We start from the raw sequence: 13,208 nt of genomic DNA on the forward strand, positions 1-13,208 counted from the left end.
CCTCTTGGTTTACGCGTCCGGCAAAGCCTGGAACGGGGTTTCCTTGTCGGTGCGCTCGGTTTTGCTCAGGGCGCGATAGCCGACCTTGACGGCATAGAACAGGATACTGAAGACCACGAACAGGAACAGCGCGGTCAGCGTCGCGTTGGTGTACGCGTTGAAGATCACGTGCTGCATCTGGCCGATGTCCTTGGCCGGGGCCAGTACCTGCCCGGCATCCAGCGCGGCGCTGTACTTGTTGGCCAGGGCCAGGAAGCCGACGGCCGGGTTCGGATCGAACAACTTGATGAAACCGGCAGTGGTGGTGCAGATCAGCAACCAGGCTGCTGGCAGCAGGGTGACCCAGATGTAGCGCTGGCGCTTCATCTTGATCAGCACCACAGTACCGAGCATCAGCGCAATACCGGCCAGCATCTGGTTGGAGATACCGAACAGCGGCCACAAGGTGTTGATGCCGCCCAGCGGATCGATCACGCCCTGGTACAGCAGGTAACCCCAGAGGGTCACGCAACCGGCGGTAGCGATCAGGTTGGCTGGCCACGACTCGGTGCGTTTCAGCGCTGGCACGAAGGAACCCAGCAGGTCCTGCAGCATGAAGCGCCCGGCACGGGTACCGGCATCCACGGCGGTGAGGATGAACAGCGCCTCAAAGAGGATCGCGAAGTGGTACCAGAAGGCCATGGTGTTCTCGCCCGGCAACACCTGGTGGAGGATCTGCGCGATACCCACGGCCAGGGTCGGCGCACCGCCGGCACGGGCCAGGATGGTGTGCTCGCCAATGTCCCTGGCGACCGCTTCGAGGGCGTCCGGAGTAATCGCAAAGCCCCAACTGCTGACCGTTTGCGCCACCGCAACGACGTCGCTACCGACCACCGCGGGCGGGCTGTTCATGGCGAAGTACACGCCTGGCTCGATCACCGACGCGGCAACCATGGCCATGATCGCCACGAAGGATTCCATCAGCATGCCGCCGTAACCGATGTAGCGGGCGTTGACTTCGTTATCCAGCAGCTTGGGCGTTGTGCCCGACGAGATCAGGGCATGGAAGCCCGACACCGCGCCACAGGCAATGGTGATGAACAGGAACGGGAACAGGGTGCCCTTCCACACCGGGCCGGTGCCGTCGGTGAACTGGGTCAGCGCCGGCATTTTCAGCTCCGGTGCCAGCACCAGGATGCCGATGGCCAGGGCCACGATGGTCCCGATCTTGAGGAAGGTCGAGAGGTAGTCACGCGGCGCCAGCACCAGCCACACCGGCAGTACCGCCGCCACGAAGCCATAACCGACCAGCATCCAGGTGATCTGCACACCGGTGAAGGTGAAGGCCTTGGCCCACACCGGATCCGCCGCCACCTGGCCCCCCAGCCAGATCGACAGCAACAGCAGGACCACACCGATCAGCGAGATCTCGCCGATACGACCCGGGCGGATATACCGCATGTAGACGCCCATGAACATTGCGATCGGGATAGTCGCCATGACCGTGAAGATGCCCCATGGGCTCTCGGCCAGCGCCTTGACCACGATCAGCGCGAGCACCGCGAGGATGATGATCATGATCAGGAAACAGCCGAACAGGGCTATGGTGCCGGGAATGCGGCCCATCTCCTCGCGGACCATGTCGCCCAGCGAGCGGCCGTTACGGCGGGTGGACAGGAACAGGACCATGAAGTCCTGCACCGCACCGGCCAGCACCACGCCAGCAATCAGCCAGAGTGTGCCCGGCAGGTAGCCCATCTGCGCCGCCAGGACCGGACCGACCAGCGGGCCGGCGCCAGCGATGGCGGCAAAGTGGTGACCGAACAGAATGTGCTTGTTGGTCGGAACGTAGTCCAGACCGTCGTTATTGAGCACCGCCGGGGTGGCCCGACGTGGATCGAGTTGCATCACCTTGGTGGCGATGAACAGACTGTAGTAGCGATAGGCGACCAGGTAGAGGGCCACCGAGGCAACGACAATCCACAAGGCGTTGATTGCCTCGCCACGACGCAGGGCGACCACACCCAGCGCACAGGCTCCGAGGACTGCCAGCAGCAGCCAGGGAATATGGCGTAGCAGGCTATTATTGTTGTTCATGGTTTGCTTCCAGCTAATGGATAAGAAGGACCGCCCACCGAGTCTAGGGCGAGTCATTGCGCATTGCCATACTTGCTTTGGTCTAGAGCCTCCCGTGGGGAAACCCAGGCTCTTTATATGCACCCCTGAGCAGTGCCTTGCAAGCACCTGGCAAGGCCTGCGCTATAGTTCAGACGAACCCCGGAGGAATTGGCCATGCGCGACCCTCATGAACGTCGTTGTTTCAGGCGTATTGCCTTTCAAGCGCGCACAGAACTGGTGCAGGACGACCAGGTCTGGCCCGTCAAACTGCTCGACTTGTCCCTCAAGGGCTTGCTGATCGAATGCCCCAAGCCCTGGGACGCCAACCCCACTGCCGTCTTCAACGCCTTCGTGCACCTCGACGAGCAGACCCTGATCAAGATGAACATCGAACTGCGCCACGAGGACGCCGAGCAGATCGGCTTTGCCTGCACCTATATCGATATCGACTCCATCACCCACCTGCGCCGTTTGGTCGAGCTGAACCTGGGCGACGACGAAGAGCTGCACCGCGAACTACGGCAATTGATCGGAGTTTGAAATCTTTTAGGCTGCTATCTAACCGCTGGCAGCTCCGGTAACCCCCTCCCCCCTCTCCTCTCCAGATGCTGGCACAGGGCTTTCGCAGAGCCCTGTGTACGCACGCGTATACGTTATGGAACAGAAACTGCATTCGCAGCCTGAAACCGATCACCCGTAGGACTGTTCCCACGTAAATCTAAAAACTGTATACAATTGTTCTGGCAATCGAGTGTAGGACTTGTCTACAGTAGCGCCACAACAATAAAACAGAGAACCTGATCCATGAATACGTCCTCCGCTAGCACGTCTTCAGCGTCACGTCCCGAAGACGAAAACCTCGGCCTCGGCGCCAACTTGGCGTACGGCCTGCAGCACGTACTGACGATGTACGGAGGTATCGTTGCGGTACCTCTGATTCTGGGACAGGCCGCAGGCCTTGGCCCAGCGGACATTGGCCTGCTGATCGCGGCCTCGCTGTTTGCCGGTGGCCTGGCTACCTTGTTGCAGACGCTGGGCCTGCCGTGGTTTGGCTGCCAGCTGCCTCTGGTTCAAGGCGTGTCGTTTGCCGGTGTGGCCACCATGGGTGCGATTCTCAGCACCGAAGGCGGCGGCGGTTTGCCGGGGGTACTCGGGGCGGTGATGGCAGCGTCGCTGCTGGGCTTCCTGATTACGCCGGTGTTCTCGCGCATCACCAAATTCTTCCCGCCACTGGTGACCGGTATCGTCATCACCACCATCGGTCTGACCCTGATGCCGGTCGCGGCGCGCTGGGTAATGGGTGGCAACAGCAAGGCGCCGGACTTCGGCAGCATGGCCAACATCGGCCTGGCCGCGCTGACCTTCCTCATCGTGCTGGTACTGAGCAAGCTGGGTAGCGCGGCGATCTCGCGGCTGTCGATTCTGCTGGCGATGATGATCGGAACGATGATCGCCTGGTCGCTGGGCATGGCCGACTTCAGCAAGGTGCTCGAAGGCCCGCTGATGGCAATGCCGACGCCGTTCCACTTCGGCATGCCGACCTTCCACGTGGCCGCCATCCTGTCGATGTGCATCGTGATCATGGTGACCCTGGTGGAAACCTCGGCGGACATTCTCGCGGTAGGCGAAATCATCGACACCAAGGTCGATTCCAAACGTCTGGGCGACGGCCTGCGCGCCGACATGGCGTCGAGCATCCTGGCGCCGATCTTCGGCTCGTTCACCCAGAGCGCCTTTGCCCAGAACGTCGGTCTGGTCGCCGTGACCGGTGTCAAGAGCCGTTATGTGGTGGCGACCGGCGGGGTGATTCTGGTGGTGCTCGGCTTGCTGCCGATCATGGGTCGGGTGATTGCCGCAGTGCCAACCTCGGTGCTCGGGGGTGCCGGTATCGTGCTGTTCGGTACCGTGGCCGCCAGTGGTATCCGGACCTTGTCCAAGGTCGACTACCACAACAACATGAACCTGATCATCGTGGCGGCTTCGCTAGGCTTCGGCATGATCCCGATTGCCGCACCGAACTTCTACGATCACTTCCCGAACTGGTTCGAAACGATTTTCCACTCGGGGATCAGCTCGGCGGCGATCATGGCGATTCTGCTGAACCTGGTGTTCAACCACTTCAAAACCGGCAACTCGGATCAGCAATCGGTATTCGTGGCGGCTTCCGAACGCACCATGAACTACTCGGACATCTCCGCGCTGCGTGATGGCGACTACTTCCAGGACGGCAAGCTGTTCGATGCCGACGGTAAGGAAATCCCCCTGGTGGAGCCTGACGAGCACGGCGCTGGCGCGCCGCGCCGAAAGGCCGTCGCGGAGCATTAACCGCGGCTGAATAAAGGAAAGGGCCGGCGCGCATCGCCGGCCCTTTTTTTGTGCATCAAAAGCACGACCCACTCTTTCGACACAAGGTAGTGGCACATTGCCAAACCTGATCTATCGTGAATGAGCCATTTCGGCATCACTTCAGGGAAGGAGCGTTATCGTGACTTACATCCGCCGCGATTTATGGAAAATGACCAAGGACGAAAAATGGCCTTCGACCCTGCTGTGGTACGCCAAGGCCATCCAGAAACTGCAAACCCGCCCGATCACCGACCCCACCAGCTGGCGCTTCCTGGCCGGCATCCACGGCTTCAACAAACTCAGCTGGGAAGTCGACGGCTACCTCAAGCCCGGCGAAGCCTTGCCGGCCCCGCAAGTGCGCGAAATCTACTGGGACCAGTGCCAGCACTCGACCTGGTTCTTCCTGCCGTGGCACCGCCCTTACGTGCTGTCGTTCGAACAGATCGTGCGCGCCGCCGTGGAAGAACTCGGCGGGCCAAAAGACTGGGCGCTGCCCTACTGGGACTACTGCGACTATAAAGAGCGCCCAGAGGTGCTGACCCTGCCGCCGGCGTTCTACGACAAAACCCTGCCCGACGGTACGCCCAACCCGCTGGCCCTGCCGGTGCGCCTACGCTACGGCATCTTGCAGGACGGTGTGATCAATTTGCGCAAGGACAAGGTCGACCCGGAAAACGCCCTGAACGAGCCCGAATACACCGGCGAAGACTCGGCCATCCCCGGCTTCGGCGGCCTGACCACCGGTTTCAACCACGACGACGGCACCTTCGGCCTGCTGGAAAACCAGCCGCATAACCAGGTGCACCTGGAAGTTGGCGGCACCAACGGCAAGAACGGCCCATTGCAACACGTGGGCCTGATGTACGACCCGGACAAGGCCGCCCTCGATCCAGTGTTCTGGCTGCACCACGCCAACGTCGACCGGCTCTGGCAGGTCTGGCTGGACCGTAACCCCGAACACAAGAACCCCACCACCGACGAGTTCGTCTTCGGCCCGCCGAGCGACGGGCGCAAATTCGTCCTGCCTCAGGTCAACGGCGAAAGCCAGGTCTGGAAGGTCGGCGAAGTGCTCGACACCAAGGCCCTCGGCTACATCTACGAAAACACTACAGAGCCGGGCTTGCGCGGTGCCGCCGAAGCGCGCGCAGTGGGCTCGGCAAGGTCATTCGCCGCCATGAAAGCACCTGTCACCGAACTGATCGGCGCCAACACCGGCGAACTGCGGGTGATCGGCAACCACGTCGAAACCCCGCTGCGCGTGGACAAGGCCGGTGCCGCCAAGGTCATTGGCCAACTGCAATCGTACAACCTGCTGAGCGCCGGCGAAAACGCCGCACCTGCAGCGCCGGAGCGGGTCTTCGTCAAGCTTGAAAACATCCGTGGCGACGTAGCCGGTGCCACCCTGGATGTCTACATCAACCTGCCAGCGGGCGCCACGGCGGCCCAGCATCCCGAGCTGCGCGCAGGCTCGGTGGCGCTGTTCGGCCTCAAGCAGGCCAGCGAGGTCGATTCGGCACACGGCGGCGCAGGGGTTGGGGCGGCGCTGGAAATCACCGACATCGTCAACCAGCTGAACCTGAACGATCCGCAGGACCTCGACCAGCTCAAGGTCAGCATCGTGCCGACGCAAACCCTGACCGCCGAGGACGGGATCAAGATCGGCCGCATCACCCTGCACCGTAAAGGCGCGCGCTGATGACCTCAGCGGTCTCGGCCAACGCGCTGCGCCAGGGCCCCTGGCCCTGGCTGGCGCTGGCCAGCCTGACCGGCTGGGTGGCGCTGAGCGGGGCACCGACGCAGATGGCCATTCCGGACTTCTGCGGTTCGGTGGCCGGCATGCTCTCGCAGGGGGTCTGGTCGGGGGTGTCGCTGACACTCGCGATGGACCCGCTCGGGCCGCTGCTGGCCTGGTGGCTGATGCTGCTGGCGATGATGCCGTTGCTGCTCGGCGGGCCGCTGCAGTTGCTGTGGCGGCGCAACCTGGCACGGCATCGCACCATCGCCATCGTCTTGTTCGTGCTCGGCTACCTGCTGGTCTGGACCCTGGCGGGCGCGCTGTTGACGCTGGCGTCGATCACGCTCAAGGTGCTGGCGGGCGATGCGGCCGTGGTCTGGGCCGTGCTCGCCGCACTGCTCTGGCAGGCGTCACCGGCCAAGCAGATGAGCCTGAACCGCTGCCATTTCCCGCCCCGGCTGTCGCTGTTCGGCTGGCCGATGGCCCGCGACAGCCTGCGTTATGGGCTGATCAACGGCAGCTGGTGCATCGCCGCCTGCTGGCCGGCGATGCTGCTGCCCAGCCTGGTAGAGCAGGCACACGGTCTGGTGATGTTCGTCTGCATGCTCTGGCTGGTTCGCGAACGCATGCTGCCGGCCCGTCCGGCGCGCTGGCATTGGCCGCTGCCGAGCTATCGGACCTTGCTGCCCGGCAGTGCGCCACGGCTGACGAAGTGACGGTTGAGCGGTTGTAGATCCGCCACTTCGAGGCGCCGCTCAGCGGCCTGCGCAGCTTGCTTCACTGGCTGCGCCCGGCTGCACCGATCACTCCTCGAACAGGGCGTCCAAGGCCTGTTCCAGACGCGTCACGGCAACGATACGCAGGCCCGCTGGCGCCTCCTTCGGCGCGTTGCCCTTAGGCACGATGGCGCGTTTGAAGCCGTGCTTGGCGGCTTCTTTCAGGCGCTCCTGACCACTGGGCACCGGGCGTACCTCGCCCGACAGCCCGATCTCGCCAAACACCAGCAGGTCATGCGGTAGCGGTCGGTTGCGCAGGCTGGACATGACCGCCGCCATCAGCGCCAAGTCCGAAGCGGTCTCCAGCACCTTGACCCCGCCGACCACGTTGAGGAACACGTCCTGATCGTGGGTCGGAATCCCGCCATGCCGATGCAGCACCGCCAGCAGCATGGCCAGGCGGTTCTGGTCCAGGCCCAGGGTGACCCGGCGCGGGTTGGCCAGGTGGCTATCGTCGACCAGCGCCTGTACTTCGACCAGCATTGGCCGGGTACCTTCCCACGTGGCCATCACCACACTGCCGGGGACCTCTTCCTGGGCGCGAGTAAGAAAGATCGCCGAAGGGTTGGAAACTTCCTTCAGGCCACGGTCGGTCATGCCGAACACGCCAAGCTCGTTGACCGCGCCAAAGCGGTTTTTCACGGCCCGCAGCAGGCGCAGGCGGCCGTCCGATTCGCCCTCGAAATACAGCACGGTGTCGACCATGTGTTCGAGCACGCGCGGCCCAGCCAGCGCACCCTCCTTGGTCACGTGGCCGACCAGGAAGATCGCCGTGCCGCTCTGCTTGGCATAGCGCACCAGCAGTGCCGCACTCTCGCGCACCTGCGAGACGCCACCCGGTGCCGATTGCAGTTGCTCGGTGAAGATGGTCTGGATCGAGTCGATCACCATCACCTTGGGTTTTTCCACCCGTGCGGTGGCGATGATGGTTTCGATGCAGGTTTCGGTCATGACCCGCAACTGATCCTGCGGCAAACCGAGCCGGCGGGCACGCATGGCCACCTGCTGCTGCGACTCCTCGCCGGTGACATACAGCGCCGGTAGGCGGGTAGCGATGTTGCACAGGGTTTGCAGCAGGATGGTCGATTTGCCGATGCCCGGATCGCCGCCGATCAGCACCACCGAGCCGTCGACCAGGCCGCCGCCGAGCACTCGGTCCAGCTCGGCGCTGGCGGTGGTGAAGCGTGGGATTTCCTCGACACTGACCTCGGCCAGGGTCTTGATCTGCGCCTGCTGCCCGGCCCAGCCGGTGCGCCCGCTGGGGGCCGCCGCCGCGCCGCTTTCGATCACCGTTTCGACCAGGGTATTCCAGGCGCCACACTCGCCGCACTGGCCGGCCCATTTCGGGAAGGTCGCGCCGCACTCGGTGCAGCCGTACATGCGCTTGGCCTTGGCCATGGGGACTCTCTCCTGGAAAAAGTCGCCATGATAGCCGAGCCAGCCGGGGCACAGGGCGCCGCCTGTGCGACAAAACCAATCGCTATAACAGGGAGCGTACGCCGTAACGCGGAGCATGAAGCGCATAGCTGATTTACACTGCGACTACCAACCTCATCTGTTACTAGGAATAAACCATGGGCGTGATCAGTGAATTCAAGGCCTTCGCGGTCAAGGGCAACGTGGTCGATATGGCCGTCGGTATCATCATCGGTGCCGCCTTCGGCAAAATCGTTTCATCTTTTGTTGGCGACGTGGTCATGCCGCCAATCGGTCTGCTGATCGGTGGGGTGGATTTCAGTGACCTGGCCATCACCCTGAAAGCAGCCGAGGGCGATGTACCGGCCGTGGTAATGGCCTACGGCAAGTTCCTGCAGAGCATCATCGACTTCATCATCGTCGCCTTCGCCATCTTCATGGGCGTGAAAGTCATCAACCGCCTCAAGCGCGAAGAAGCCGTGGCGCCGACCCTGCCACCGGTACCGACCAAAGAGGAAGAGTTGCTGGGCGAGATCCGCGACCTGCTCAAGGCGCAGAACCGGCCCTGAACCGACGCATTGAAAACGGCGCCTGCGGGCGCCGTTTCATTTACCAGTAGTTCTCGATGGCAACTTGCCCGGGCCGGCGCGTCAGGGCCAGTTGCAGGTCGCGCGCTTTCAGCACTTGGCGGGTATCGTCGATCATCTGCGGGTTACCGCAGAGCATCACCCGCGAGTGCTCGGGAGTGAGCGCCAGACCGGCGGCCGCTTCCAGCTCGCCATTTTCGATCAGCGTGGTGATGCGCCCCTGCAACGCGCCCGGGTGCGCCTCGCGGGTGACCAGCGGAATGAACTGTAACTTGCCGGCAAACTCGGCCAGGTAATCTCGCTGCTCAAGGCCGGCGATCAGCTCCTGGTAGGCGAGCTCCCTGGCCTCGCGTACCGAGTACACCAGCTTGATCGACTCAAAGCGCTCCCACGCCTCGAAGTCCTGGAGGATCGACAGGAACGGCGCAATGCCGGTGCCGGTTGCCAACAGCCAGAGGTCGCGGCCATCGACAAAGCGATCAAGGGTCAGGTAGCCGAACGCCTGGCGGTCGATCAGCAGTTCGTCGCCAGCCCGCAGCCGGCTCAGCTCGCTGGTGAACTCACCGCCAGGGACCACGATGGAGTAGAAGTCCAGGTGCTCGTCGAACGGCGAAGACACCATCGAATAGGCTCGCCAGACCACACTGCCGTCGGCCTTGGTCACGCCCAGACGGGCAAACTGCCCGGCGCGAAAACGAAAACCGGCGTCACGCGTGGTCCGCAGGCTGAACAGGTGCGGCGTCAACGGCTGAACGTCGAGCAGGGTCTGGCGGGTGTATTTCTCCGCGCTGGCAGTCATGGTCTACTCCGGGAATCTGATGCGCCCAGTGTCGCCGAAAGCCGGCGGAATAAAAACCGTGGGTTTAACGCGGCTACCCCATTCGAGCAATGATTTCAGGATAGTGGCAAGTGCGAAAATGATGAAAAGCGCACAAAAAAAACCATGCCCTATAGAAAAAAAACCTAACAAAACGCTAAGACATTTCCTACACTCGAACGGGCACAAATTCTTTTTTGGATCCATCCGCTGGAGCACATGGAAATGTCTCACTGGAAACCCGAAGTGCTGCAGGAACTGATCGAGGAGCGCAATCAGCAACGCGCTTTCGATTTGGCCCTGACCCTCACCAGACAGCTCGGCATGGGCTATCTGGCGTTCGGTACCTTGAGTCGCCAGGCGACACTCAATCCGCAGTTAGTGCTCCTCAGCAACTACCCGCCGGCCTGGGCGAAGAGCTACGAGCAGAATCATTACGTGGATGCCGACCCGGTGCTCCAGCATTGCCGCAGCTCGACCTTGCCGCTGCTGTGGGAAGACGAGGTGTTCAACAGCACCCCAGCGCTCTGGAAGGAAGCCCAGGAAAACGGCTTGCGCTATGGCTGGAGCGTTGCCGCGCACGATGCGCGAGGAAACGCCAGCATCCTCAGCGTCGCCCGCTCGACGCGCAAGATCAGCCGGCAGGAGTTTTACGACAAGGCGGCGCGGACCATGTGGCTGTGCAATCACCTGCACTCGCTGATGACCGAACACCTGCACCGGCCGCCGACCCTGGAGCTGTCCAAGCGCGAAATCGAAGTGCTCAAATGGTCGGCCGAGGGCAAGACCGCCGACGACATTGCCTGCATCCTCACGCTGTCCAAGAGCACGGTGAATTTCCATATTCGCAGCTGCATCGCCAAGACCGAGACCTCGAACAAGACGGCGGCCGCTGTCGCTGCCGCACGCTTTGGTTTGCTCTGATGATGCGCCGGCCATCTCACTTGCCCCCCGAAGCACGGTAGAATCACGGCCTTTGTTCTGCGCCACGCGCAGCACGCCCAGTCTCAGAGCCCCGATACGCCATGCCCCTGCTGAACTCCCCCTTCGCCGAGCTTGACCTGATTCGCCAACCCGATCAGGCCAACGACCCGTTGCAAGCCTTCGACGCCGCCGACGAATACCTGCTTGGCTATCTGGCCGAGCAACAGCTGCCGGCGAGCAGCCGCGTGCTGGTGCTCAACGACAGCTTCGGCGCGCTGGCGATCAGCGTGCAGACACACTGTGCCGTGCTCAGCAGCGGCGACTCGTTCCTGGCGCGGCTGGGCCTGGAGAAGAACCTTGGGCGCAATGGACGGGCGTTCGACGCCGTGCCGTTCGTGCCCGCCAGCGAAACCCCGGAAGGACCGTTCGAGCGCGTGCTGGTACGTGTGCCGAAAACCCTGGCGCTGCTCGAAGAGCAACTGATCCGCTTGCAGGGCCAACTGGCACCGGGCGCGCAGGTAATTGCCGGGGCAATGATCAAGCACCTGCCGCGGGCGGCGGGCGACCTGCTGGAGAAGTACATCGGCCCGGTACAGGCGTCGCTGGCACAGAAAAAAGCCCGCTTGCTGATCGCCACGGCCGAGGCCAGACCGGCCGCCGTGTCACCCTACCCGACCCGTTATCAGCTGGACAAGCCGAAACTGGAGCTGCTCAACCATGCCAACGTGTTCTGCCGCGAAGGCCTGGACATCGGCACGCGGGCGTTCCTCCCACACCTGCCACGCAACCTGGGCAACGCACGGGTGGCCGACCTCGGCTGTGGGAATGGGGTGTTGGCGATTGCCAGTGCGCTGGACAATCCGGACGCGCATTACAGCCTGCTCGACGAGTCGTACATGGCGGTGCAGTCGGCGGCCGAAAACTGGCGTGCAGCGCTGGGCGAGCGGCCGGTGACGGTGCAGGCCGGCGATGGCCTGGCCGGGCTGGCGCCACAGTCGCTGGACGTGGTGCTGTGCAATCCACCCTTCCACCAGCAGCAGGTGGTAGGCGATTTCCTGGCCTGGCGGATGTTCCAGCAGGCGCGCGAAGCGCTGGTGGTCGGCGGCGCACTGTACATCGTCGGCAACCGCCACCTGGGCTATCACAGCAAGTTGGCGCGGTTGTTCCGCGGGGTCGAGCAGGTGGCGGCGACGCCGAAATTCGTGGTGCTCCGGGCGCGCAAGTAAGCGTTATTGCCAGCGACAGGCCCCACAAGGCAAAAAAAACCCTCCGCAGCTCACGCTGCGAAGGGCTGTAAAATCCGCCGCAAGGCGGGATGGGAAATCTCCTTGTCAGTGCGTGCTCAACCCCGCCGCACTCATGAACAGGCGCATCAGGTAGGCCACGATCGCCAGCGTCGCGACGCTGGCGGTCCAGATCAGCACCAGCCAGCCCAGACGCTTGATCAGCGGCTTCTGCTCTTCCTCGAAGGTCTCTTTGCCGGCCATTGCCAGGTCCTCCTAGTGATAGCCATCCTCGTGGGTCACCTTGCCGCGGAACACGTAGTAGCTCCAGAAGGTGTACCCGAGGATGAACGGGATGATAAACAGCGTGCCAACCAGCATGAAGCCCTGGCTCTGCGGCGGTGCCGCAGCATCGTAGATCGAGATCGACGGCGGGATGATGTTCGGCCACAGGCTGATACCCAGCCCGCTGTAACCGAGGAAGATCAACACCAGGGTCAGCAGGAACGGCGTGTAGTGCGCGTTGCGTGCTACCGCCTTGAGCAGCCCGTACAGGGTCACCAGCACCAGGATCGGCACCGGCATGAACCAGAACAGGTTCGGCAGGCTGAACCAGCGCTCGGCGATTTCCGGGTGCGCCAGCGGTGTCCACAGGCTCACCACACCGGTCACGGCCAGCAGCACAAAGGCCAGCGGTCGCGCCAGGTCGTGCATCTGCAACTGCAATTTGCCTTCGGTTTTCATGATCAGCCAGGTGCAGCCGAGCAAGGCATACGCCACGATCAACCCGAGGCCGCAGAACAGGCTGAACGGGGTCAGCCAGTCCAGCGAACCGCCGGCGTAGTTGCGGTCGACCACCTTGAAACCTTCGATGAACGCGCCCAGCGCCACGCCCTGGAAGAACGTCGCCGCCAGCGAGCCGCCAATGAAGGCCTTGTCCCAGAGATGGCGCTTCGCCGCGGTGGCCTTGAAGCGGAACTCGAAGGCCACACCGCGGAAGATCAACCCCACCAGCATCAGCATCAGCGGCAGGTACAACGCCGAGAGCACCACTGCGTAGGCCAGCGGGAAGGCGCCGAACAGCGCCGCCCCGCCCAGCACCAGCCAGGTCTCGTTGCCGTCCCAGACCGGGGCGACGGTGTTCATCATGACATCGCGGTCCTGCTCGCCCTTGACGAAGGGAAAGAGGATGCCGATCCCAAGGTCGAAGCCGTCCATCACTACGTACATCATGATGCCGAAGATGATGATCACGGCCCAGATCAGCGGAAGATCAATACCCATGAT

At 62.9% G+C, this 13,208-nt stretch carries 12 protein-coding genes; 7 read left to right on the plus strand and 5 right to left on the minus strand.

Translation table 11 applies throughout. The features are described 5' to 3' along the window. Positions 1-9: 9 nt before the first annotated feature. Positions 10-2,076 (minus strand): carbon starvation CstA family protein, encoded by a 2,067-nt coding sequence (locus DCO48_RS03185; RefSeq protein ID WP_116549164.1) that lies wholly within the window; start codon positions 2,074-2,076, stop codon positions 10-12. A 195-nt stretch (positions 2,077-2,271) separates the two neighbouring features. On the opposite strand from DCO48_RS03185, the gene DCO48_RS03190 reads away from it, so the two are divergent. From DCO48_RS03190 to DCO48_RS03205, 4 genes are all read left to right on the plus strand, one after another. Beyond that, positions 2,272-2,637, plus strand: coding sequence for a PilZ domain-containing protein (locus tag DCO48_RS03190; RefSeq protein ID WP_116549165.1), 366 nt, complete (start codon positions 2,272-2,274; stop codon positions 2,635-2,637). Between the two features lie 264 nt (positions 2,638-2,901). Beyond that, positions 2,902-4,422 (plus strand): nucleobase:cation symporter-2 family protein, encoded by a 1,521-nt coding sequence (locus DCO48_RS03195; protein ID WP_116549166.1) that lies wholly within the window; start codon positions 2,902-2,904, stop codon positions 4,420-4,422. A gap of 160 nt (positions 4,423-4,582) precedes the next feature. Further along, complete coding sequence (locus DCO48_RS03200) at positions 4,583-6,139, plus strand: tyrosinase family protein (protein ID WP_133247581.1); 1,557 nt, start codon at positions 4,583-4,585, stop codon at positions 6,137-6,139. Further along, on the plus strand, positions 6,139-6,894 hold the full coding sequence (locus DCO48_RS03205; protein WP_116549168.1) for a DUF2182 domain-containing protein: 756 nt from the start codon (positions 6,139-6,141) through the stop codon (positions 6,892-6,894). The genes DCO48_RS03200 and DCO48_RS03205 overlap by 1 nt, the downstream gene beginning before the upstream one ends. A gap of 87 nt (positions 6,895-6,981) precedes the next feature. Here the strand turns inward: DCO48_RS03205 and radA are convergent, their stop codons facing one another. Next, the gene (gene radA / locus DCO48_RS03210; RefSeq protein WP_116549169.1) at positions 6,982-8,352 is read right to left on the minus strand and encodes a DNA repair protein RadA; all 1,371 of its coding nucleotides are present in this window, start codon (positions 8,350-8,352) and stop codon (positions 6,982-6,984) included. Between the two features lie 176 nt (positions 8,353-8,528). Between radA and mscL the strand changes: the two genes are divergently transcribed. Beyond that, positions 8,529-8,939, plus strand: coding sequence for a large-conductance mechanosensitive channel protein MscL (mscL, locus tag DCO48_RS03215; protein ID WP_116549170.1), 411 nt, complete (start codon positions 8,529-8,531; stop codon positions 8,937-8,939). A gap of 40 nt (positions 8,940-8,979) precedes the next feature. Here mscL and DCO48_RS03220 read toward each other — a convergent pair whose 3' ends face one another. Next, positions 8,980-9,756 carry a ferredoxin--NADP reductase gene (locus DCO48_RS03220; protein ID WP_116549171.1) on the minus strand — a complete coding sequence of 259 codons (777 nt, stop codon included), beginning with the start codon at positions 9,754-9,756 and terminating at the stop codon, positions 8,980-8,982. Positions 9,757-9,999: 243 nt separating this feature from the next. Between DCO48_RS03220 and DCO48_RS03225 the strand changes: the two genes are divergently transcribed. After that, entirely contained in the window at positions 10,000-10,698 is a 699-nt protein-coding gene (locus tag DCO48_RS03225; protein ID WP_116549172.1) for a LuxR family transcriptional regulator, read from the plus strand. A gap of 101 nt (positions 10,699-10,799) precedes the next feature. Further along, on the plus strand, positions 10,800-11,924 hold the full coding sequence (locus DCO48_RS03230) for a methyltransferase (RefSeq protein ID WP_116549173.1): 1,125 nt from the start codon (positions 10,800-10,802) through the stop codon (positions 11,922-11,924). 105 nt (positions 11,925-12,029) lie between these two features. On the opposite strand, the gene DCO48_RS03235 is transcribed toward DCO48_RS03230, so the two are convergent. Both DCO48_RS03235 and cydB read right to left on the minus strand, forming a co-directional pair. Continuing rightward, positions 12,030-12,185 carry a DUF2474 domain-containing protein gene (locus DCO48_RS03235; protein ID WP_116549174.1) on the minus strand — a complete coding sequence of 52 codons (156 nt, stop codon included), beginning with the start codon at positions 12,183-12,185 and terminating at the stop codon, positions 12,030-12,032. 12 nt (positions 12,186-12,197) lie between these two features. Next, positions 12,198-13,205 carry a cytochrome d ubiquinol oxidase subunit II gene (cydB, locus tag DCO48_RS03240; RefSeq protein WP_116549175.1) on the minus strand — a complete coding sequence of 336 codons (1,008 nt, stop codon included), beginning with the start codon at positions 13,203-13,205 and terminating at the stop codon, positions 12,198-12,200. Between the last annotated feature and the right edge of the window lie 3 nt (positions 13,206-13,208).

Source organism: Pseudomonas sp. SDI (assembly GCF_003105155.1).
In the GTDB taxonomy this organism is placed as follows: Bacteria; Pseudomonadota; Gammaproteobacteria; order Pseudomonadales; family Pseudomonadaceae; genus Aquipseudomonas.